Origin of the sequence: Staphylococcus hominis subsp. hominis, from assembly GCF_002901845.1 — a bacterium.
Classification (GTDB): Bacteria; Bacillota; Bacilli; order Staphylococcales; family Staphylococcaceae; genus Staphylococcus; species Staphylococcus hominis.
The window spans coordinates 156,421-179,277 of sequence record NZ_PPQE01000030.1 but is presented as its reverse complement, the minus strand read 5'-3'; the positions used below and the strand labels follow the sequence as shown (position 1 = coordinate 179,277).

The 22,857-nt window shown below is 30.8% G+C and carries 21 protein-coding genes and 1 pseudogene; 19 read left to right on the top strand and 3 right to left on the bottom strand.

Annotated elements, in window-relative coordinates; genetic code table 11:
- Window positions 1-79: 79 nt before the first annotated feature.
- The 3 genes and pseudogenes from CD034_RS10030 to ebh all read left to right on the top strand — a co-directional run bounded on the left by CD034_RS10030 (window position 80) and on the right by ebh (window position 9,592).
- Window positions 80-496 (top strand): DUF2871 domain-containing protein, encoded by a 417-nt coding sequence (locus CD034_RS10030; RefSeq protein WP_002454922.1) that lies wholly within the window; start codon window positions 80-82, stop codon window positions 494-496.
- An 88-nt stretch (window positions 497-584) separates the two neighbouring features.
- Window positions 585-985: pseudogene (locus tag CD034_RS10025) on the top strand (GNAT family N-acetyltransferase).
- A gap of 408 nt (window positions 986-1,393) precedes the next feature.
- Entirely contained in the window at window positions 1,394-9,592 is an 8,199-nt protein-coding gene (ebh, locus tag CD034_RS10020) for a hyperosmolarity resistance protein Ebh (protein ID WP_103288346.1), read from the top strand.
- A gap of 140 nt (window positions 9,593-9,732) precedes the next feature.
- Here ebh and CD034_RS10015 read toward each other — a convergent pair whose 3' ends face one another.
- The 3 genes from CD034_RS10015 to CD034_RS10005 form a co-directional block, all read right to left on the bottom strand.
- Window positions 9,733-10,407 carry an NYN domain-containing protein gene (locus CD034_RS10015; RefSeq protein ID WP_103288345.1) on the bottom strand — a complete coding sequence of 225 codons (675 nt, stop codon included), beginning with the start codon at window positions 10,405-10,407 and terminating at the stop codon, window positions 9,733-9,735.
- Between the two features lie 134 nt (window positions 10,408-10,541).
- A complete protein-coding gene (locus tag CD034_RS10010; RefSeq protein WP_103288344.1) occupies window positions 10,542-11,759 on the bottom strand; it encodes a tyrosine-type recombinase/integrase in 1,218 nt (405 codons plus the stop codon).
- Window positions 11,760-11,782: 23 nt separating this feature from the next.
- A complete protein-coding gene (locus CD034_RS10005; protein WP_070491929.1) occupies window positions 11,783-12,544 on the bottom strand; it encodes a helix-turn-helix domain-containing protein in 762 nt (253 codons plus the stop codon).
- A 203-nt stretch (window positions 12,545-12,747) separates the two neighbouring features.
- On the opposite strand from CD034_RS10005, the gene CD034_RS10000 reads away from it, so the two are divergent.
- The 16 genes from CD034_RS10000 (at window position 12,748) to CD034_RS09925 (ending at window position 21,818) form a co-directional block, all read left to right on the top strand.
- A complete protein-coding gene (locus CD034_RS10000; protein WP_070491932.1) occupies window positions 12,748-12,909 on the top strand; it encodes a helix-turn-helix domain-containing protein in 162 nt (53 codons plus the stop codon).
- Window positions 12,910-12,912: 3 nt separating this feature from the next.
- Window positions 12,913-13,185: a helix-turn-helix domain-containing protein gene (locus tag CD034_RS09995; protein WP_054105604.1), complete on the top strand. Its 273-nt coding sequence runs from the start codon at window positions 12,913-12,915 to the stop codon at window positions 13,183-13,185.
- Window positions 13,186-13,203: 18 nt separating this feature from the next.
- Window positions 13,204-13,386 (top strand): hypothetical protein, encoded by a 183-nt coding sequence (locus tag CD034_RS09990; protein WP_049432512.1) that lies wholly within the window; start codon window positions 13,204-13,206, stop codon window positions 13,384-13,386.
- Between the two features lie 14 nt (window positions 13,387-13,400).
- Entirely contained in the window at window positions 13,401-13,814 is a 414-nt protein-coding gene (locus tag CD034_RS09985; RefSeq protein WP_070491935.1) for a pathogenicity island protein, read from the top strand.
- Window positions 13,815-13,817: 3 nt separating this feature from the next.
- On the top strand, window positions 13,818-14,150 hold the full coding sequence (locus tag CD034_RS09980; RefSeq protein ID WP_103288343.1) for a hypothetical protein: 333 nt from the start codon (window positions 13,818-13,820) through the stop codon (window positions 14,148-14,150).
- Between the two features lie 93 nt (window positions 14,151-14,243).
- The gene (locus CD034_RS09975) at window positions 14,244-15,113 is read left to right on the top strand and encodes a primase alpha helix C-terminal domain-containing protein (protein ID WP_103288342.1); all 870 of its coding nucleotides are present in this window, start codon (window positions 14,244-14,246) and stop codon (window positions 15,111-15,113) included.
- A gap of 37 nt (window positions 15,114-15,150) precedes the next feature.
- Window positions 15,151-16,836, top strand: coding sequence for a DUF927 domain-containing protein (locus CD034_RS09970; protein WP_370444864.1), 1,686 nt, complete (start codon window positions 15,151-15,153; stop codon window positions 16,834-16,836).
- Between the two features lie 324 nt (window positions 16,837-17,160).
- Window positions 17,161-17,682 (top strand): hypothetical protein, encoded by a 522-nt coding sequence (locus tag CD034_RS09965; protein WP_103288340.1) that lies wholly within the window; start codon window positions 17,161-17,163, stop codon window positions 17,680-17,682.
- 1 nt (window position 17,683) lies between these two features.
- Window positions 17,684-18,082 (top strand): pathogenicity island protein, encoded by a 399-nt coding sequence (locus CD034_RS11500; protein WP_244927423.1) that lies wholly within the window; start codon window positions 17,684-17,686, stop codon window positions 18,080-18,082.
- A gap of 423 nt (window positions 18,083-18,505) precedes the next feature.
- On the top strand, window positions 18,506-18,838 hold the full coding sequence (locus CD034_RS09955; protein ID WP_002448465.1) for a hypothetical protein: 333 nt from the start codon (window positions 18,506-18,508) through the stop codon (window positions 18,836-18,838).
- 9 nt (window positions 18,839-18,847) lie between these two features.
- The gene (locus CD034_RS09950) at window positions 18,848-19,600 is read left to right on the top strand and encodes an encapsidation protein CP3 (protein WP_103288339.1); all 753 of its coding nucleotides are present in this window, start codon (window positions 18,848-18,850) and stop codon (window positions 19,598-19,600) included.
- Between the two features lie 14 nt (window positions 19,601-19,614).
- Window positions 19,615-20,205 (top strand): coiled-coil domain-containing protein, encoded by a 591-nt coding sequence (locus CD034_RS09945; protein WP_103288338.1) that lies wholly within the window; start codon window positions 19,615-19,617, stop codon window positions 20,203-20,205.
- Window positions 20,205-20,417: a hypothetical protein gene (locus CD034_RS09940; RefSeq protein ID WP_103288337.1), complete on the top strand. Its 213-nt coding sequence runs from the start codon at window positions 20,205-20,207 to the stop codon at window positions 20,415-20,417. The genes CD034_RS09945 and CD034_RS09940 overlap by 1 nt, the downstream gene beginning before the upstream one ends.
- Window positions 20,418-20,471: 54 nt before the next feature.
- On the top strand, window positions 20,472-20,909 hold the full coding sequence (locus CD034_RS09935) for an encapsidation protein CP3 (protein ID WP_103288336.1): 438 nt from the start codon (window positions 20,472-20,474) through the stop codon (window positions 20,907-20,909).
- On the top strand, window positions 20,906-21,244 hold the full coding sequence (locus CD034_RS09930; protein WP_103288335.1) for a sigma factor-like helix-turn-helix DNA-binding protein: 339 nt from the start codon (window positions 20,906-20,908) through the stop codon (window positions 21,242-21,244). Before CD034_RS09935 ends, CD034_RS09930 begins: the two co-directional genes overlap by 4 nt.
- Window position 21,245: 1 nt before the next feature.
- Complete coding sequence (locus CD034_RS09925) at window positions 21,246-21,818, top strand: terminase small subunit (RefSeq protein ID WP_103288334.1); 573 nt, start codon at window positions 21,246-21,248, stop codon at window positions 21,816-21,818.
- Window positions 21,819-22,857: the final 1,039 nt, after the last annotated feature.

Here is a 22,857-nt window from a genome sequence, read left to right as displayed (position 1 = left end):
CATGATTTGATTACAAAATTTTGTCACTTTAAAGACGAAGATAATCGATTATAATAATTGAAGTAAGGGAGGATTTTTTATGCGCAGATTATTATACGCTTTTTTAGTCTATATGATTATTGGACTTGTAAGTGGATTTTACTACAGAGAGTTAACGAAAGCACATGATTTTACGGGCGATACGCAACTAGCGCTTGTTCACACACATACATTAATATTAGGTATGTTTATGTTTTTACTTTTACTTCCGCTTGAAAAAGTATTTAAGTTAAGTAGTTTTTATTTATTTAATTGGTTCTTCATTGTATACAATGTTGGTGTCATTATTACTGTAGGAATGATGCTAACAAAAGGCACTTACCAAGTCACTGGAAAAAGTTTTTCACCAGAAGCATTTGCTGGATTTGCAGGTATCGGTCATACAGGAATGCTTGCTGGCTTATTATTACTTTTCTTTTTACTAAGACAAGCCATTTTAAAAGAACCGAGAGATTAAAATAATAATTTGAGACACAATAGATTCAAACCTATTGTGTCTTTTTTTATAATTAAGAATAAAGAGACTAAAAGAGGAGGACGTTTTAATGATTCATTATTCAAATCATCCACCAAATGTTAAAGATTATTGTGAATTAAGAGCAAAAGCAGGTATGAGTCCTAAATCAGAAAGAGCAGCAAAAAAGGATTACCCCATGCATGCTTTAATATTACTATTTATGAAGAATCAACATTGATTGGGATGGGTAGAGTGATTGGAGATGGAGGAACTGCATTTCAGATTATAGATATTGCTGTCCATCCATATTATCAAGGACAAGGTTTTGGGAAAGAAATCTTAAAACAAGTGATGTCATTTATTGAAAATCATGCAGAAAAAGGGACATATGTCAGTCTGATTGCAGATTATCCAGCTGATCAATTATATAAGAAGTTTGGATTTCAATCTACCGAACCAAAATCTGGTGGAATGTTTAAAAAATATTAAAGAAAAGAGATGAGATTAAATTAAATTTCTTTTAAGTTTGTTATTTTATGTCTAGATTACGCTTTACGTAGATATTCTAAATAAAAATCTTTAGGTGATGGCTTCTAGATTAAAAAATATAAGTGAATTTTTAATTTTTAATAAGCTAAATAAATTCTGAAACAATTATTTGAAGTGCATCTAGTATATAAGTTAAATATATTATTTAATAAAATATTCATAAAATAATATACACATATAAAATGAATGATGATAATATATAAATGAACAAATACACCTATTGTTCAGTACAATATAGTAAATGATTGTGAAACATTGAGTTATAATATAGTTTTTAAATAAAAATGTTTCATCATTTACACCTATACAGCTAAGAATAAACATCAAGAATAGGAGTGAATAATCACTGTGAATTATCGAGAAAAATTACAGAAGTTTAGTATCCGCAAATATACAGTCGGTGCTTTTTCAACTGTTATTGCGACATTAATTTTCTTAGGTTCACCTCAAGCACACGCCAGTGAACAACTACAAAAAGATGGACAAGTGATTCAAGCAAAAGCTAGAGACCAAGAACAAACTTCAAATGAGACAAGTAACAAGCAAGTTCAATCTAACACAGAACCTAAAGCTTCACCTGTATCTGAGAGTCAAAAAGGAAACAATGAAACTTTAAATAAAGTTCAGACTACTGATACATTAACAAATGATTTAACATCATTTTCATCTCAAAACGAAAACAAAGATACATCTCATACAACAACAGATTTAAAAGAAAACAATGAAGCTAAATCTCAACTAAATAAATTAGATGATATAAATGTAACCGAGGTGAATGAAGGACATAATCATGACAACCGTAATCGTACTCGTTACGAAGATAGAGAAGCATCAGATGATACTCTAGTATCTTCAACTTCAACAACAATTGATGGTGATAAACTTCAAGCAGCTTATGACCGTTCTTACGCTGAATATCAAAAAATTGATAGAGAACAATCTGATAATAAAAAAGTTGCTCAAATTAAATCGACGTTCAATAAAGTTAATCATTTCTTTAGTGAAAATAACAATTCAAATCAAACATTAATTAATGAATTATATAAGGAACTAGAGCAAGCTAATGCATTAATTGAATCACTGCCACAACGACAAGTAAGAACTATTAGTACAAGAGCAAATAGAGAAGCACGTGCTGTAAGATCAAGTAGACGCCCTGTACGTGGACAAGGTGGAACGAGACCCCCTAGCAATACTGCTAACACTTATACACCACCAGTAGTTCATAACTCTAGACCAAAACCTGGCTCAAAAGTAAAAAAGAATTCAGATTTGTATAATAATGCTAAAAAAGAATGGTATGTAGAAAATGAAAATGATGGTTCCGGTTATTGGTCAGGAACGTTTTTACATGCGACAAATAAAAGTGCACCATATTACACTACACGCTCACATTATCGAAATATGAGTCCATCTAGTGTTAGAGGTATTGCAGAAATTTCATCAATTAGACAAAATGATGGATATTTATGGACGATTAATTTTAATAAGTATCATATTAAACGTAATGGCATGGTATTTTGGTTTGGTTTACCAAAAGGTCAAACGCCGACAGGACCAGTTCGTTTTACAGTTACAGATGTCAATGGCCGAGAAACAGCATCATCTGGTGCTGGAGATGGTAGAGACCAATCATTATCAAGAATGTGGGATTCTGCTGGTGGTATTACATCAAGTGCATATAATTTCAGACAAGGTAATCCTTTGAATAGAAGTGAGTTCTATAACGATTCAGTTAATCATATTTATAATTTAGGGGATTTTGCACGTGGTAATGAAAATCAACCACTTACATTCTTTGAAAGAGAAGGTGTTCCAAATAAAATTAAAGTAGCTGGAGACGATATTTATCGTTATTTAACTGCGCAAGTAGATCATAATCAAGGTATTGATCATATCTATGCATTTCAAGCTAGAGGAACAGATAGTTATACTATTCAATTTAAAACGTCTGGTAGCTCACAAGATAGATTATATTATGCAGCAGGTGGTAGAGGGATTGAATTTAATGAAATCAACAACTATAACCAATTATATTTAGAGCCACTAGAACAGTATAATGATCGTAAAACTAAAATTGTAGATGTTATTGATCGCGTACTGCATATTGACCATGTTGAATCGGCTTATGATGTGCCAGAGCGTAGAATAATGAAAAAACATTACTTAGATAGCGATTTCGCTACACACGAATATGCTGAAGATGTTGCAAGTTATCTAAGTAACCCTAGTGATCATGTAATGGGTTTATTTCCTAGAGTACCTACTGATCGTTATAGAGGTAATTTTGGTGTAAATCCGCTTAACTCTTATGAAATTCATGAAATGTTTTCTGAAGAAAAATTAAAAGAGGCTGCGAGAACGGGAAGACCAATTGAAATTTTTGTTGGGTTTAATGTAAGTGATGCATATCATAATGGTGAAACAATCAAAAAAGTAAATTTATTCGTCAAACCAAAGTTAGAACAATCCATTGGATTCTATTCAGATAATGCAACCGATAATAAAGAAAATTCACCTGAATCACAAGCTGCACATCATGCGGTCTTTTTACAACAAGAAGGTCAAATGCTTAATACAGTGACTAATGGTAATAGTAAGGATTATCATCAAAATATTCGAATTCAATTTAAAAGTAACGAGTCTGCAAATGTATGGGAAATCTCTGGATATCCACCCTCTCTACGAATTGAAGATGCAGTAGATAGACCCAATACAGAACTTGAGAAAAATAAAGTATTAGTTGGTCAATTGCCACCAGGACGACATGTGATGACAGCGAGAATCGGTAACGAAACTAAAATATTTGAAGTCATTGCTAAACCAAATCCACCAGTTATTTCAACACTTGCGGCGCAATTAGGACAAAAAGGAGGTAAGAAACCAACTATTACGGTAACACATGTACCACAGGATGAGAGAGCAAAAGTACGTTTAGTTTCAGGTGGTACAGATGGTGCAGGTCCTGGCACATCACCTTTAGGCTATACTGTACTCGCGGAAAAGATGGCAAACTTAGATGGCACGGTGACATTTGAAGAAAGTGATTATACTAATCCTTTACCTAATAATGGGGTTATTAGAGCAATTACATACTATGAAGATCCAGTGCAATCCAACTTTAGTAATTCGATTAATGTAGGACTAGATACTACACCGCCAACATTTAGCAACGTAAGAGGTCTTCAAGATAAATACTATCGTGGAGATAACGTTAATATTTCAATTCCTGTTTCTGATAATGCATATGGCTCAGGTGTGGAAGATGCATCTATCACTGGAAATAGTGGTTTACAAGCGGTATTCAATAGAGATGCTTCTGGAGACGCAGGTACTTTAGTGATTACAGGAACAATTTCGAATGATGTAACGTGGAATAGTGACATACTTGTTCAACCCGTTGCTCATGATAGAGCAGGCAATACTACCAATGTAAGCCCATATCATCTTCATATTGGAAAGTTATCTGATGATAAACCAGTTCAGTTGTTTAGTCAGCAAGAATTGAAAACAGTGGTTAATCCTAATAGTATTTCGCAAAGTGAAAGAAATGATATCATTAACTCGCTTAAAGCTAAAAATAGTAGTTTGACATCATTTTTAAGTACATTTAATCCGTACATGGTTGATAATGATGGTAGAGTAGTCTTGACTTTTAAAGATGGTTCGACTCGTATAATTGATCCGGCTCAAGTGATTACATATAGACCTCAACGTAAATCAATATATACTGAACCAGGTAGTTCAAATACAAAAGAAGCATTTATCACAATTGCTAAAGGTCAAGAGTATACAATTGGACCTGATTTAAGAAAATATTTCTCATTAAGTAATGGACAAGATATTCCTAATAATGCGTTTACAACTATTAATGGTAGTTCAATACCATCACCTCAAGCAATAAGTCGTCTAAATGCTGGTATTTATACTTATAACGTAGATGCATTAAATGCTTACAACCATAGTTCAGAACGTTTGACAATTAAAGTTAACGTAGTTGATGTCAATACATTAGCAGAAAATCAACGTGTTTATCGTTCAACAACTAAAAATTTAAGTAATGATGAAATTACACAAGTTAGAAATGCCTTTAAAGATGCTAATCCGCAATTAAATTTAAATGATAGTGATATCAGAATTGAAAACGATGAACCTTTAAGTAATCATCCAAGTCGTGTAAGAGTAACGATTACTAAAGGTGAATTAACAAAACAATTCATTTCAACATTTGATCATATGGATTTCTTAAAATGGATAAATTTACGTAATGATTATACTGTGACTTGGACAAGTCAAAAACTTAATGGAAGAGGCACAGATGGTGGATTTGAGTGGTCTCCAGATGGTAAAACAATAATTTATCGATATGATGCAACGACTGGAAGAAGAATAACAGGTAATGACGTATTATCACTTTTAAGAGCAACGCCTAAACATGCAGGGTTGAGAAACCATATAGAAGGTCAAGAGAAAATATTAGCAGAATCAGGCTCAGCTCGTGGATTTAAACCTGTAGGATATTCTAAAGGGAATAGTATATATTCGGATGGAGAACATCCATTTACATATGATGGTCAACCTATTCAAGTATTAGACATCGTTGACAGCAATACTGGATATAGCAACTCTGTCATTGCACGCAGTGACTATAGACATACAAGCAGCAATTCGACAGTGATGAGTGGTGATATTCCAGCCATGAATGGTGCTGCTGGTTTCCATTTAGATAAAGTACTTAAACAAAATGGTACGGGTAATGGAATTATGGGTGCGGTAGATAAACAACAATTGTATTTAACGCCTTATGGTGCAAAAAGCTATATTGAACGTCTTGGACAATCAATGTCATCAACAGACAATGTGATTAATATCGTATTTGTACCAACTGATAAAGTAACGCCAAATATTGTATTAGATAATTATAATGATCATGTTGTATTTTCAGGAGAAACTTTCAGAAATACACTTACATTAACTGATAACTTTGGTATTAAAAATGTTACTGTACCTAATGACAGTCAAATACCTATGAATGTATTAAACCATTCAATATTAAGTGGTGTTGCCCCTAATGTATCTACCCCAATGTCTAAACAAGTGAAAGTTAAAGTAACAGATGGTAGTGATAACGAAACAACGGCTGTATTTAATGTATTAATCAAACCATTAAAAGATAAATATAGTGTCATGACAACTGCTGATGAGTCACATCCAATACGTATAGCAAATATTAGTAACAATGCAAGTTTATCTGAGACAGATAGACAAGCTATTTTTAACAGTTTAGATATTTCAAAATCAATTACCAATAGAAATTACGTTACAGATGGCAGTAATGAAATAAGAAGTAGGGAAATTAGTAATGTTCATCGTTCAGGTAATAATGCAAATGTTGAAGTGACTATCACTTATGCAGATAATTCAAGAACATCCATTACTGTACCAGTAAAACATGTCATTCCTAATATCAGAGAAATAGAATTATTTACAGTACAAGGTCAGCCATTCCCAAGTGGTAAAGGAACAAATAATAATGACTTCTTCGTTATAAACAATGATCACCCTTTGACAGATGCTACTGTGACTTGGATTGGTAATGGACCAGATATTAACTCTACAACAGTAGGTGTCCCACAAATTTTAAGAGCAAACATCTTATTTGATGGTGAAACAACACCCATTGAAAAAGAAGCACACTATAGAGTAGTTAAAGCGAAACCAAAAAGAGTATATCAAACAACAATAAATGGTAATTTCTTATCTTCAAATGAAGGTTTGTCATCTAATGTAGGATCGTTTGTAGAAGGTATTGCAAATTATTTACCATCGGGTACGAACTTCGATTGGGCACCTGGTTCTGGACAACCTTTATCAAATAGTCCAGGTATTTTTACAGAAACAATTAACGTGATATATCCTAACGGTCAAGTAGACCCAGTTAATGTATTGTTTAAAGTGAAACCAACTACGCCTTCAATCGACACTATAAGTACAAAATATAAAGCTGATTTATCTGGACAATCTATTAAAGTAAATAATGTTCCAAATAATGCACATGTTAAACTATATACTGAAGATGGTAGAGAAATTAGTAATACAACTATGACTAGAAATCGTGATGGTTCAGTATCTATTACAATTCCAGGAGTATTACCACTTGGTAATATTAAAGCTAAATCAATTATCACGGTTGATCATTTAACCATTACTGAACAAAATAATAGTGGTTCTGTTGTGAATTCAACACGTTCAGAATCAATAGAATCAGATTTAAGTACATCTTCGCCTGTAACAAAACAGCTTGAAGCGGTAGACGGCGGATTAAAATTTGTTAAAGGGGACAACATTGATTTAAATAATCCTAGAACTTACATTAACTCTAATTCAGATATCATACGAGTAGAATGGGAACAGAATGCTAATCAATGGAAAAACACAATTGGTACTACAACTAAACGCGCCATTGTCACATTGAGTAATGGAGAAACGAGAACAGTTTCTATTCCAGTAACCATTTATGCACCAGCCACTGCTAAAGCACCACAACGTGATGTGGTCGGTCACGCGTTAACTTATGGCGATGACGCAGCAAATTATGTGACATTTGAAAATAATTATATGAATGGGGCTACAGTGACTTGGAAAAATAATAATGCTCCAAATAATAATATTGCTGGCGTTCAAAGCTTAACTGCTGAAGTAAGGTATAACGGTATTAATCACGTATATAATGTCCCAGTAAAAGTATATGAATATAAATATAAATTTAAAAAATCAGAGTATAGTACGATTGTAGGAACAAGTTTTGATGGAAATGGAAATATTAATAATTATGTAGCATTAGAAAATGCGAATGGTTTACCTACAGATGGTTTCCATTTTGTTTGGAATCAAAATACAACAGCTTCTCATAACGAACAATGGTCAAATTTAGTACATCCAACTCAAGCCTTCAAAAAAGAAGCGAGATTTGAAGTATTAGATAACCAAAACCATGTCTTCTTTACTTCTGATACAGCAATATTTAAAGTGACTAATGCAGCTCCAAATCCAGCAACTGTTACACAAAATGATGTTGGCGATGTAGTCATTTCACCAGGGGTAGGTAAAAATTTAGGAGTTAATGTTGAAAATATAATTGTAAATCCAGATAGAATTACTGTTAAAAAAGGAAATCAAGTTATTGGCACATTTGTCAAAAATAACACAGGCAAATGGACAAAAGCGAGTGATTCTATAAATACACCTGGTTTATCAGTTTCTCCAGATGGTAGTGAAATTATTTATGACAAAATGTCAGTCCCAAATGATACATTGATTAACACTGAATCAACGACAGGGAATGGAGAATTGACAAGTGAGGCTGCTATAAGTGCGACTTACAAAGTTAAGCCAGCAACACCATCTAACACAACATTTGCATTTAAACAAAATGGGGAGTTCGAAGTTATTCCAAATAATGCTAATGCATCAACAACAAAAAATCCTACAGATAAAGTTAAAATTAGCTATGTCGAAAAAATGGGTAATAGTACAGAACAATCTAGAGAATTAATTGTAACTAAAAATAATCAAAATCAATGGTCGATGAATAATCAGCTAGATTATGTAACACTTGATTCTAGAACAGGTAAAGTGACATTTAAAGCTAATTCTTTAAAACCACATGTACTGATTAATACAGAATCTATTGCTGGAAATGATGATAATTTTAGCCATAATACTGTTGGAGTTGTGGGACCTGATCATCATGATGTTGTAATTCATGAGATAGTCAAAGAACCTGGCGAAAGAGTTAGTAATGAGGAACTTAATAATGCAATTAGTGTAGATAATAAAGATCATGCTAATGTAAACGAAGGAGTAAGTTTACCTACAAATTTACAGAGTGATACAACGCAAGCAGTACCAACACGTATTACTTATAGAGATGGAAGTATAGAGATTGTAAATGTACCAATTAGAACCCATGCAGATAAATCGAGTATTAGAAATGCTTTACCTAAACTTAACGCACAAGGAGACACTAATGGTAAAACACCATTAAGTGTGACTGCATATAATAATGAAATGCAGCATTTGCATGATGAAATTGAAGCAGTTCGAAGAAAAGCTAATGAAGTGTTATCAAATGATAGAGCAACAAATACGGATGTTGTAAATGTGACAAATAATATTAATGATGTCTCATTGAAAATTCAACATGCAATTTCATTACTACAAAATAAAGCAGATAATAGTGCTTTAGTTGAAGCAAAACGTCAACTTGATGTAGCAACAGCAGAACAAGATCCAACGTCAGGAATGACACAAGTAACATCAGATAATTATAGAGCGAAGAAAGCAGAAGCAGAGCGAATTAGTTCAGAAGCTCAAGGTGTGATTAACAACGGAGATGCGACAGCTGAAGAAATCAGTGATGAGAAAGCAAAAGTAGAAGAAGCATTAACTCAATTAACTGAAGCGAAAAATGCATTAAAAGCAGATAAGTCAGTGCTAGAACAAAAACGTCCAGGATTAAATCATGTAGGTGTTACCGAAGGTTAAACAACATAATTTTTATAAAGTGTTGATATATCAGTGCTTTTAGGTTATTTTTGATTTATTTATACATAAAAAAGGGCAGAATAAGGGCATAATGTGAAAAAACTTGATTTTAAGCATAAAAAAAAGCCGAGATATCGGCCTTATTTTTTCTTTCTATATGCCTCGTCACAAGTGCGACGTCCATCAATATGTAATGAAAGACTGTCTCTTATATCTGCTCCAAGTGAATCAAGAACAAAGTCAATACCTTCAGTCCTTGCTAATTTTGCAGCAGGCACAAAATCACTATCTCCAGCAATTAATATGATTTTATCTACTTGATGTTTATAGGAAATGGATGCAATATCTAATCCGATTTTCATATCTACGCCTTTTTGAACTAGTGATAAAGCAAAATCGTTTGTTTCAAGATTATTAAGATCTTTGCTACCATTAAGTAGTTGTTTAGTGGTATGGTGTTTCAAGTTATAATGTACTGTTGATTCATTTAACTCTCCCAATCTTAGTGCTACTTTTCTTTTTTTTGAGATTTCCTTGAAGAAGTCATTAGTCCATTGTTTTGTTTCACTTTTAGTGAAATCAATGGTTTTACGAGTAAGGGGATGAAATACTTGTTTGTCAATAGGAGGGCAATCATAATAAAATATTCTATAAAGCTCATTATGTATTTCTTCTTTAAAGTGAGTTTCTTTTAAGTGTCTATTACAGTATCTATATAGTTCATCAGCTCTTTCTTTGGCAGTTTTTTTACCAAATACTGTTTTACTTCTTTTTCTGTAATATCCACCATCTACTAATATAGCAACTTTTTTCATCTACGTTCTCCTTTTTTATGCATAAAAAAAACCATGATTTCGCCCAGCCCCTTATGGTGGGGTGTCTACTGTCATGGATTAGTTGACTTGTTTATAAACAAATATTAACATCGACTACAATAGTAAGTCAACAATTATTTTCCAACTTTTTCCAACTTACTCATCATATCTTTATCCATTTGTTCAGTAACATGACTATATATCTGTAAAGTTGTTTTATAATCTTTATGGCCTACACGATCCATTATTGCACGCAGTGACACTCCTAATTGTGATAATAAGGATATGTGACTGTGACGCATAGTGTGAGTTGAAATATCTTTTTCAATACCTACATTCTTTGCAGCGTTCTTAATGTTAGCATTAATAGACGATAAGGGCATAGGACTACCTTTACTATTTGTAAAAATAAAATTTCTCTCTTTAAAATTACTATCCCACTTAGCCGATTTCTTATTTTCCAACATTACCTTACGCAATATCTCACAACTTCTAGTGGTAATAGATATAGTGCGATAAGAGGCCTCAGTCTTAGTTGTATCTTTAAAGCCACGTACACCATCTTTAGTTATCCATGCTATTGTGCCATCAATCTCAATCTTTTTATTCTTAAAATCAATGTTTTCAGGTTGGAGTGCTAACAACTCACCAATTCTTAAACCGTTCAATACTTGAAACTCAGTGATGTATGCAGTCATCATATATGAGCGTTTAATATAGCCTTTATTACTAGTGCTTGCCTTATGGTTAAGTTCATCAATGAGTTTATGTACTTCATTCATTTCTAGATAATTCTCACGTTTTGCTTTGATTTCTTCTCTAGTTACTGCTTTCTTAGGTAATGACACATTATCTATATATGATATATCTGAGATATTGTACTTTTTCTGAGCAAACTTCAATACACTCTTTATAAGGCTCACATTGACTTTAATTGTAATGTGTTTAATATTATTTTCTTTCATTGATGTATTTATGTAATCTTGAATAACTTGAGCATTCATTTTATCGACAAGAATATCCTCATTTATTCGCTCTTTGATGTGAGCAAGTCTGTAAGTTTTTGCTCTTATAGTTGATTGTTTAGCTCCAGATACTAATTTATAGTTTTCAAACCACTCATCACATGCAGCATGGAAAGTTAGCGACTTTAATGTAGTAGGTGTCTTATTATTTAGTTTTTCTTCTATACGCTCATTTAAGCGTTTCTGAGCCTCTTTCTGTGATTGCTTTCCATTCTTATTAAGCACCACGCTAACACGTCGCCATTTGTTTGTGAGTGGATCTTTATACTTCTCATAATAGCGATATTTAGTTTCACCATGTTTATTAGTAAATTTCTCATGCCACATGTGAGTGAGCCTCCAATTCTATTTTATTTAGAATTTAAAATTATACCATCATCAATAGTAACTTTATAAGAATAATTTCTGTTAAATTTATCAATAAAATCATTTAAACTCTTTTTATTCGTTCTTAATTTTTTAGTTAAACTAATAACTTGATAATCTCTCTCTTTCTTTAAATCTTCACGAAATTTTAATATATAAGCGTTTAAATTATATTCTTCAACCATCTTTTTTATAAAATTTTCCTCAAATTTCATTATGGAATTAGTAAAGTAGTAATTTATTAAATAGTCTAAATAAAAAAATTCGTTATATAAAAATTGGAAGTTTTTTTCTATATCGTATCTTTTTATATCTATTTCAATATCAAAGCTAGGGACAGGATTAAACTTAACTATTAAGCGATAAGGAAAATAGAATATTCTTTCCTTATCATCAATAACTAAACGACATTTTAAAGTATTTAATTCATTTTCTTTAAAACGATTTCTATTTATATCTCTAATGCCTTTTCCTAGTTCACTTTCATATTGAGGTATTTCGTTTACATCTTTAATTTCTTTAGTAATTATTTGGAATTGAAGAACGTCAAACGATCTTATGAATAAATCACTAATTTCTACATTTAAAGCAATAGCTATCTTTTCTAGAGTTTCAAATTGAACGCCTTGACTTTTTCCATTTGCTAATAAGGTTAATGAATTTCTAGAAATTCCAGTTTCGGAATGTAACTTAGTAATAGAGTAATCTTTTTCATCTAATAATTTTTTTAAGTTAAATTTTATCATAATAATCACCAAAATAAATATACCATCTTTATAAGTCTATGAGAACTAAAAAAGACATATAAGAAGTACTCTAAATAAAAAATGTATTAAATATAGTACGAAAAATAAAAATAAGACAAACATGTTGACAATTTTCATAGTACTGCATATAATACAAATATACAATTTAAGTATTGTAAATGGACTATAAGCGAGGTGATTATATGTATCTTACTGTTAAGGAAACAGCTGAATTGATAAGAATGAGTGAAAGGCACACATATAAACTTATTCAAAAAAATGTAATACCACACACTAAAATTGGCGGCAAAATTCTTATCAATAAAGAAAAGTTACTAGACACATTAGAAAAAGAGGAGGCCTAAACTATGCCACATGTAAAGTTGCAAGATTTACCAACTAAAGAAAATGTAGTGACTGAACCTAAACAAGTGATAGTAAAGCCAATCATGGCAAAGCCTAATGCCATTGCTAAACTATTTGGGATTTCTTATTCATCGGTTAATAGAATTCTCAAAGAATATGATAAAGATAACAAAGGTGTAGAAGATCTATATTACAGCTTGTCATCTACAATGACAGTTATCTCTATTGATGGCTTTAAAGAGTATCTTAGTAAACGTCATAAAGGTTGGCTTTAATAAAAAGGAGGCATAAAAGTGCTTAGATTTATAAATGAACTTATTTATATATGTATCATTACTGTGTTTTTAAATATGCATAGTCAATTACATTATGCTTTAGCTTTTTTCTTATTCTCAAGCATGGTAGCAATTATCAAGTTTGATATAAGAGATAAACAAAATTCTTATTTTTTAAAGGCACTTAAAGAATATTTTTAATGGAGGAGTAGTAAATGAACATTAATCAAAAATTAAAAACAACAAATAATTTCAGAGAGGAAAATGAAAAAATGAAAAATTTAACTAAAAATGATTACAAAAATATTGAAAGTAAAGTAAGTGGCGATTTAATTTTTAAAGATAAAAAACATGTTAAAAAAATGATGAAACTATTACAAAAACGTCGTAGTAAAGATATTTCAATTATTAAAAAAATGTATCCTTATTTAAATGATAATGAAATTTTAGAAATTACTAATGATTATCAAGAATATAAAAATCTTGTTCAAGCTACTGAAACTTTTACAGATTTCCCTATCATTTATGAAGATTCTAATATTAGTAAATTCTTAACTAAAGACGATATTGAAGAATTAAAAATAGCTATTGAAGAAATGACAATTTTTGTTGAAAGTTTGGAGGAGTAGTCGTTGAAAAATTTAAAATATCAAATTCACGAAATCAAAGATGAAGTAGTAAGTGCAAATTTAACTTCTAAACTCAACGCACTTAGAAACTTAGTAGCAGATGAAATGGAACGTGCTGAGGAATATAAAAAAATGCTAGTTGCGTCTAACGATCAAGTAGCAGCATATACTGCAAATGAAAATATTCAAAATCATTTTATTTATCTAGCAGTAATCAACTCAATCTTTACTGATGTTAATTCAATGATTGAACAAGTGGAACATCATTATAACAATGCAATAGATGAATTAAAAAATGCGTCACTTCCAACCGACCAAAGCGAAAGTAACGCATAATATATAAATTTTATTAAATACAAGAGCAATAAGAAAATACTCCATTTGTATTATAACATCTTTGCTCTTGTTTTAATACATGGAGGTATAAAATTGAGCAAAATTCAATTAGAAAATGATACTCAAGTGAGTGTGGTTTGGTATGGAAATGAAAAAGCTACATCATTTAAGAACTTCTCTCAACCTAATTGGAGTGAATTAATCAATCGTTTATCCATTCCACAAAATAATATAAATAAATATGCTAGAGGGACAGCAGTATATGGTGATCTTGCTGATGGCGTAGATGATAAAGGCAACGAATATCGAAAATACAGAAATGATGACAATGTACTTTATAGAGATGTACTTGTACTTGATTATGATGATGAAGATGATTTAAACATGCTACACAAGTCAATTAAAAGCGAATTAGAGGGCTTTGCATGGTTTTGGCACACAACATTTAATCACACAAATGAAAGCCCTAGAATACGTTTGTACGTGCCACTGAGTAAGCGTATAAGTGCAAATGAATACCGTATATATGTAAGAACATTAGCACAAAAAATTGCACGCAAAATTGATGAGGGTAGTTATCAACCATCTAGGGCTATGGCGTTACCAGTTAGAAAAAGTAATGAAAGCCCGTTTGAAGTTCAATTTAACGACGCTGCAATTATAGATAAATCGACACTTAAAGAGTGGGCTAAATTATTTGATATTTCTACTCAATCAAAATCTACTCCAGTCTTTAAAAGACGTGACGCAAGTTATTGGGAAGAAAAAGCATTTGGCGTTAGTGAAGGTGGGCGTAATTCATCACTAGCAAGTATTTTAGGTCACTTATTTAATCGTAGAGTAAATGAACATATTATTTATGCCTTTGCTCAGATGTGGGGGCAATCATGCACACCACCAATGAATGATCGTGAGATAAACGCTACTTTTTATTCAATTATGAAAAAACATTACAACAATTAGAGAGGAGTTTTCTATGAACTTTACTAATGATGAAATTATGAACGAAATTAAAGAGAATATGAATAAAAAGACATATACTCCCAATATTATTCCAGATGGTTACAAAGTGAAACCTAATAGTTATGGTGCAGCACTTTATCAAGTTATTCCAAGTAGAAAAGATGGTGAACCAGATAAAGAAAGATTTATCACTACTACTATTCCAGAAATCAATACTAGATATGAAAATATTGAAAATGGTGAAGTGAGTTATAACATGCACTTTTTTGATAATAGAACACCAGTAAATTTAAATGTTACTGCAGAAGAAATCACAGATAATAGACAACTCCTCAAACTAGCAAATAGGAAACTAGATGTAACTTCAAATACTTCATCAAAATTAGTTGATTATATTAATCAATCTAAGAGATATAATCCACCTATCAATATAAAGGTAGCAACTCGATTAGGACATGTAAAAGATTACTTCATTTATCCTTACAAAGATGAAATGGAACATAAAAATATCAAGTTTTTTAATAACGATAAAGGCTTTCAAAAACTAGTAAATTCATTTAAATCTAAAGGAACAATCGAAGATTATTCAAAAAAAGTATTTATAAAAATTAAAGATTTACCTATGGTTATGGTGATGTTATATGCCTCACTAGGTTCGGTATTACTTTATGAATTTGATATTATGCCATTTATTGTTGAACTTGCTGGCAGTACTTCAACAGGTAAAACATTCACTTTAAATCTAGTAGCTAGTGTGTGGGGTACTACTGACCTCACAACTACATGGAGTTCTACTAGAAACAGCATTGAGGCTATGGCTGCATTTTTGAACTCTTTTCCAATGTTTAAAGATGATACACGAAATATATCACCAAATTTTATAGCTAATGCTGTCTACAACTATTCAAGTGGTGAAAGTAAAAGCCGAAGTAATAAGAATTTAACTATTGATGAAAAGAAAGAATGGAAAAACATCATGCTTTCTACTGGTGAGGCCTCAATTACGAATATGGCAGAAGATAAAGCAGGGGTATCGGCTCGTGTCGTTACTTTAGAAGAACAACCTTACCCAGATAATTATGATTTCATCTCATTAGATCATGAATTTAGAGAGAATTACGGAACGCTAGGAATTGAATTTTTTAAACAATATCAATCAAAAAAGGATAAGTATAAAGAAAGTTTTGAAAGCTACTTAAGATACTTTAATGAAAAAGGTATCAATGAAGTAATGCAACGTATTGGAAAGTGTTTCGCCTTATTACAGCTTACTGGTGAAATTCTTAATGATATAGATGGCTTTGAACATGACTACTATAAGATTATTAACCAAGCATATGAAAATATGTTGAAGAATAATAAAACGATAGATAAACCTAAACAAATGCTTGAGGATATGCTGCAATATTTAGATGCTCACCGAAATAATATAACTGGCGATGGATATAGTTACGTAAAAAATGGGGAGATTAAAGCAGTATATAAACGTGGTTACCTATGTATTTTAGGCGATACAGTAAAAGATATATTAAGTCATGAAATGTACACCACAACAAAACAATGGGATAAAAAAGGTTATTTAGTTAAGAAAGAAAAAGACCGTTTACAAATACAGGTTAGACATGAGACTAAAAAACATAGAGGCTTTGCTATTAAAGATGAAGTTATAAAAGAAATGGGATTTGATTTCTCAAATTCTCACAATCCACATTCAGAATTTTAAAAGTACCACATGTACCCGTTGAGTACCCACTTAGAAATAAAAAACGGGTACTCGATAAATATTGTAATATCAAGGTTTGAAAAAGATAGTACCCGAAGTACCCACTAATTAATAATAGTGTATATAATTTTAAGAAATTTAGATTTTATAACTAATTAATACTCACTATTTAAATGCACATACTAAAAGTATTTTAACGGGTACAACGGGTACTAATAACCTTAAATCCTTGTCTATCAATGGTTTCAAGAGTACCCACTCAATAATTAATGACGGGTACGCATTGGGTACTAGTACCACATTTAATTAACATGGAGGTTAAGTATGCCAACAATTACAGAAATAGGACACCAACAATTTAAGATGTTTATAAATAATAATAAATTTCAGCAGCATGTGAAGAAAGAACAAGAAAACATGGCTAAAGGTTTGATTATAAGTCTTTTAACTAATTCTACTAAAACTCATAAAATCTTTATTCAAGAAGTTATTTTATTAAGTAAAAAATATTATCTCTTTTGTTTTGGTAGGGATATATCATTGATAACTAAAGATTTCAAAGCACTCATAAAATTTAATATTAGAAAGCCTAATCCGTTACTTAGTCAATATTTTAATAGTGATTGGATCATTGAAATAGATAACTTAAATTCACTTAAAAAAGGACATGGCAAAATGCTACTAAAAGATATACTAGCAATTTCTACAAAGCTCAATCTTGAGTCTTGCCTATGGACTGAGAGCGATAAAAATACAAAATATTTTGAAAGATATAAATTTGAAAGTATCGGTAAAGTTGGAAAAGATAACGAAAATCTAATGATTAGAAGAAAGGAACGTGTATAGTATGAATAATAAACAATTAAAAGAATTAACTAAGATTGCTCATTTTATGGAAAGTGTAATTAATGAAACAGATAATAGCGTAAGAGATTTTAATATACTTACGCAGCAACAAGTAAATAAGACAACATTTTTAGAGTTCGCACTCAAATTCTTTGAGCGTAAAACGTGGGAAATTGTTGAAATGTTGGAATTTGATACTAATGAATTTATCTTATTGAATGAAGTGAACGAAACATTAGATAGTGTAATGAAAGAAACAGAAAGTATATATCATTATAGTGTGACTGATGAGAATGGTGAACATTATTATACTACTGATAGAAAAGGCCATATCATTGGAATATTAGAGTGGGCATTAGATCAGATTGTTGGGAATATAGATATTGAACAAACAATTTAATATATAGATTTATAGGTCATGCATTTTAACAGGTGCATGGCTTTTTTATATGTAAATCGTAATTGTTAAGATTTGTTAATGATTTTGGATTGAGCTTAGGTAAAAAACGAACATTAGTTCTTATATAGAAAGTCTATGAATTAGTGTGAAAGTATTTATAAACATTGATTTAATAGCATTAAATGTAATGTTAAATAGTTATTTAAATTCTACAAAAACAGAACGTTTGTTTGTAATTTTGGTGTAAATTTAGTATAATAGTGTTATAGAAGTAATTATACTTTTATATAATTTGATTAGTTTTCTTGTTCTCTGAAATCACGAGTACAATAGTTGAAAAATGCAAATTCACTAGATTTTCATTTATTACCTCTTCATTTAATTAGGTCTGCTCAAAATAACTAAAAAATGAGGTATTAAATAATGACAATAACAATTGAAAAAGAATTAACTCAAGATCATATTAAAGTATTAAATGTATTACGCAACACTAAGCACAATATTATTACTAAACAAAATATATTCAATCAATTGAATATGGAGTTTACTAAAAACAATGAAAGATGGTTACAACATACTATTAATAGTTTAGTTGTAGATTATGGCTATCCAATTGGATATAGCTATAAGAAAGATACTAGAGGCTATTTCTGGATAAAGTCGAAAGAACAAAAAGAATTAGCCTTACTAAGTATTAAGCGTCATATTGAGGGCAGTATGAAACGATATGAGGCATTAAAGAAAACTGAGATTTAAGGTGATGTAGTGAGTGCAGCAATTGAAATTATTCAAGAGAAAGTTAGCGATTACGAATTGTTCACTAGATTTAATACTTACTACATTCAATCAAGAATAGCACTCATAGAAAGTGATATAGAAGATATGTATGACCGAACTACACCTAGTTTATGTAGTGATACGGTATCAGAAAGCATTTACTATGAGAGTTATTCCGTTGAAAATTTAGTAATCGCTATATTAGAAGAACGTCAGAAATTGGAACGGTATAAGAGTAGAAGTCAAAGAGATTTAAACGCCTTTTATACTGTTCTAGGGCGTTTCTCTACTAAAGAACAAAAGTATATTAAAGATTACATTAATACACGCTCAGAGGCTCATATGAACGTGGTAGAGCGTTTTAAGATTGAACTATACAAATATATTCATATAAATAGAAATGAGCGTAATAAAGGTATAGAAAACAATTATTCATATATAAATGACAAGCGTCAAAAAGTAAAGACTTATCCTCATAAGTTGACGCTTAACCAAGAGAAAGCACTCAGGGAAAAAGAAGATGGTGCTACTGAAAAGAATATGAATAATGATGAGTTTGTAGCAAAGTTGAATGATCTAGATAAGAAATCATTTAAAGAATTTATTTATAACAGAAATGAAAATAATATCGACTTTGAGAAAGTCTTGATATTGCTACAAGCTATACCGAAACGATTACCACAAAAAGAGATTAAAAAGCCATATAACTACATAAGAGAAATAGGCTTAAAAACTAATTGAAACGAGGAATTTAATTGAAAACTGCAAAATATTTTGATGAATACAACGAATATGTAATAGGACAAAGAGAGGGTATCAATAAACTTGAAAAAGAACGTCAGGAACTCACACAACAAATTAAAGAAGATAAAGCTAAATATAAAGAACTAATTGCTAACTCACAAGATGATGAGGCTGATGAACTCTATACTACATTTGATAGCAATGAGAAGAAACTGAAAGCCTTAGAGAAACGCTTATCGACTAAAAAAGAAGTATTTGATGAGGCTAGACGTAAAAAGGCGATTGAACTAATTAAGCACCAAAAAGAAGTACCACAATTATATAAAAAAGATAAAGAAAAATTATTAGCTAAATTCTATCCAATCATGGAAGAATATAACAAAGTTTTAAAAGAAATTGATGAATTAAACGTTAAGTATGAAAATGAGTATTTACGTTATGCTGCTCCATATTATAAAGAAAACTTTAATAAAGATAATGAAGTAAAAAGAGAATTGCGAAATCACTTTAGAGATATTTTATACAGTCCATTTATTTCAGGAATGGACTTACCAATAATAGATCAATTCAATGATAGACTTAAATTTAGAGGTGATAAATAATGACTAGAAAACACAATTTAGATAAGGTATCAAATCATATTATGTTAGAAACAAATTTATCAGAGAAAGATCGTGATAAATTATTAGATGTTGTTGAGGCACAAATTAATCAAAATAATGATGAGCAACGTAGAAAAGAAGCGAAACAACAATCTAAAAGTTCAAAATCACTTATACAAATGGCTAGAGAAAATCGAATTATCAAAGATTAATATCATACACGCCTATCCTTAGCGATAGGCTTATTTTATCTGTGAGGTGCATACATGAACCTTAAAAGAGTAAACTACTCACTATCATATTATGAAACTAAAATATCTGAATATACTTTGCTAACAGAATATAACCCTAAATTTATTAATACCAAGATTAAAGCTATTACTACACAAATAGAGATGATGTATCACTTAAATATCTCACATATGACTATAAATGATGTGTATGGCGTTGTATCAATATCTTATCCACTAGAAAAGCTAGTGATTAATATAATTGATGAAAAAGAAAAGTTACATCGTTTCAAAGCTAAATCGAATAGAAACATGCAGCAATTAAAACAGGTTATTAAGCGATATACACCTAGTGAACAAAAGGAAATCATGTATTATATGCAATCTAACGGTTCAGTAATAGATTATGACCTTATAGAACGCCTACAACGTGATTTATACGCTTATAATCGTAAAGTAAGTGTTGCTACATGATGTTGGATAAACAAGTGATTAAACAGTTTATAATGGACTATCACAAAGAGAAAGCGTCAAATGTTGTAAGCTATGATGATACTGATATAGATGATTTCTTTTCACTGAGTGATGAAGTCGAACCCTTTGAACTAAGTGAGAATACTAGTAATCAAGTGTTCTTTAATGAACTAGATCAGCTTATTTATGCAGTAGGGACTAGAAGGGAATACTACATATTTTTCTTACTATGTGAAGGGAAATCTATGAATGAAATTGCAAAAATATTTGAGTTAAGTAGAGAAAGAATACGTCAATTATTGAATGGTTTATTAGACAAATTAGAGGAGGGATAACATGAGTGATTTAAACCCTAGACAAGAAAAGTTTATATCTGAATACCTAAAGACGCTAAATGTAACACAAAGTGCAATTAAGGCTGGTTATAGTCCTCATACTGCAAGTGTACAAGGTAGTAGATTGCTAAAGAATGAAAAAGTGGCTAAGTACATTGATGAGCAACGAAAGAAAGTGATTGATGAGGGCGTGCTATCAGCTAACGAACTACTTCATATCCTAAGTAATGCAGCAGTAGGTGATGAAAGTGAAGTAAGAGAAGTTGTAGTTAAACGTGGTGAATTTCAACGCAACCCAGACACCGAAAAAATGAACTTAGTGTACAATGAGCATGTAGAAATGGTAGAAGTACCTATTAAGCCTAGTGACCGTTTACGTGCTAGAGATATGTTAGGTAAGTATCATAAGTTATTTACTGATAAGAAAGAGTTATCTACGGACACACCAATTTTTATTAATATAGGTGAGTGGCCAGAAGATGAGGAAGAAGAAAAACGTAAAGCACTAGATGAAATACACGAACAACACCCTAATAGAACAATGATTATTAATGATATTCCAGATGAGGACTGATAAGCATGAGGTAGAAATTACTACATCGATATTCATTGATGATGTGCATGAAGAAGATTAAAAAATGATTATGAAAATAGTACTTACTCAATTTTGAGTAGGTGCTTTTTATTAAGTTTTTGATTAACCAAAACTATTGCTCAAAAAGAATATAAGCATATTTTTATTAATAAATAATTAAGGTATTGGTATTTTGCAGTACCCTTTATTTTGTATATTTAGTTTTAATTAAGGAATTAGTTTGTTAGTATCAAATTTAAAGATATCTAGGAGGGAATATAAATGGGGTCAGTTCTCACTGTTGCTTTAATATTCTTAATTTTAGCTCTAGTCTTTAAATCTCTTAAGAAAAAGAAGTAAGAGAGATATACATATTTGAGTAGTATTAATTTTAAGTTATAAAAAGTAAGCGTTTTCTATTTACATTTAGAGTCTTTTATAAGATAATAACCGTAGCTACTAAAATTTACTACTCAAAATCGAGTATCCTTTAAAATGACTGTATCCTTTGGGTGCAGTCTTTTTATTTATAACTTGTCAAAACTTTACATTTCATACAATAGCAAACGAACTTAAAAGTCTACTTGTAACCAGTACCTTAAAATAGGGAAGTGGTTTGATAAAACAAAAAGCGTACCTCAAATTAGGGGTACCTTTTAATTATATGTAATGAGCTCAAATGTGAGTTTGTTATTATAAATGCATTTACTAAAACCAATTTGGATTAAGGGAATATATTGAAAGTTGTATTTCGCTTCTAAAAGCTGATACGTCAAGTTAGCGTATCAGAAATTTAAATATAGACTTATTAATCAATTTAATAGCTGACGCACTAAGTTAGTGCATTAGAAAACCGAAATGTCGGTTATCTAATTCAGAAAAGAAGTTTGTGGCTTCTCTGCGTAGTCAAAATGGCAACGCAGCATACATAATGATCTAGTATTAGTTTTATTATCCCCAAATGTGGGGAGTGAGAATGTAAACAATTTATAGATACTGTAAAAATTGTAGACAATGAATAAATTTAATGCGTATAATA

Coding starts and splice junctions, on each gene's coding strand:
- CD034_RS10030 (WP_002454922.1), top strand. CDS start 80: ATGCGCAGATTATTATACGCTTTTTTAGTCTATATGATTATTGGACTT.
- CD034_RS10015 (WP_103288345.1), bottom strand. CDS start 10,407: ATGAAAAAAGTTGCTATATTAGTAGATGGTGGATATTACAGAAAAAGA.
- CD034_RS10010 (WP_103288344.1), bottom strand. CDS start 11,759: ATGTGGCATGAGAAATTTACTAATAAACATGGTGAAACTAAATATCGC.
- CD034_RS10005 (WP_070491929.1), bottom strand. CDS start 12,544: ATGATAAAATTTAACTTAAAAAAATTATTAGATGAAAAAGATTACTCT.
- CD034_RS10000 (WP_070491932.1), top strand. CDS start 12,748: ATGTATCTTACTGTTAAGGAAACAGCTGAATTGATAAGAATGAGTGAA.
- CD034_RS09995 (WP_054105604.1), top strand. CDS start 12,913: ATGCCACATGTAAAGTTGCAAGATTTACCAACTAAAGAAAATGTAGTG.
- CD034_RS09985 (WP_070491935.1), top strand. CDS start 13,401: ATGAACATTAATCAAAAATTAAAAACAACAAATAATTTCAGAGAGGAA.
- CD034_RS09970 (WP_370444864.1), top strand. CDS start 15,151: ATGAACGAAATTAAAGAGAATATGAATAAAAAGACATATACTCCCAAT.
- CD034_RS09965 (WP_103288340.1), top strand. CDS start 17,161: ATGCCAACAATTACAGAAATAGGACACCAACAATTTAAGATGTTTATA.
- CD034_RS11500 (WP_244927423.1), top strand. CDS start 17,684: ATGAATAATAAACAATTAAAAGAATTAACTAAGATTGCTCATTTTATG.
- CD034_RS09955 (WP_002448465.1), top strand. CDS start 18,506: ATGACAATAACAATTGAAAAAGAATTAACTCAAGATCATATTAAAGTA.
- CD034_RS09940 (WP_103288337.1), top strand. CDS start 20,205: ATGACTAGAAAACACAATTTAGATAAGGTATCAAATCATATTATGTTA.
- CD034_RS09935 (WP_103288336.1), top strand. CDS start 20,472: ATGAACCTTAAAAGAGTAAACTACTCACTATCATATTATGAAACTAAA.
- CD034_RS09930 (WP_103288335.1), top strand. CDS start 20,906: ATGATGTTGGATAAACAAGTGATTAAACAGTTTATAATGGACTATCAC.
- CD034_RS09925 (WP_103288334.1), top strand. CDS start 21,246: ATGAGTGATTTAAACCCTAGACAAGAAAAGTTTATATCTGAATACCTA.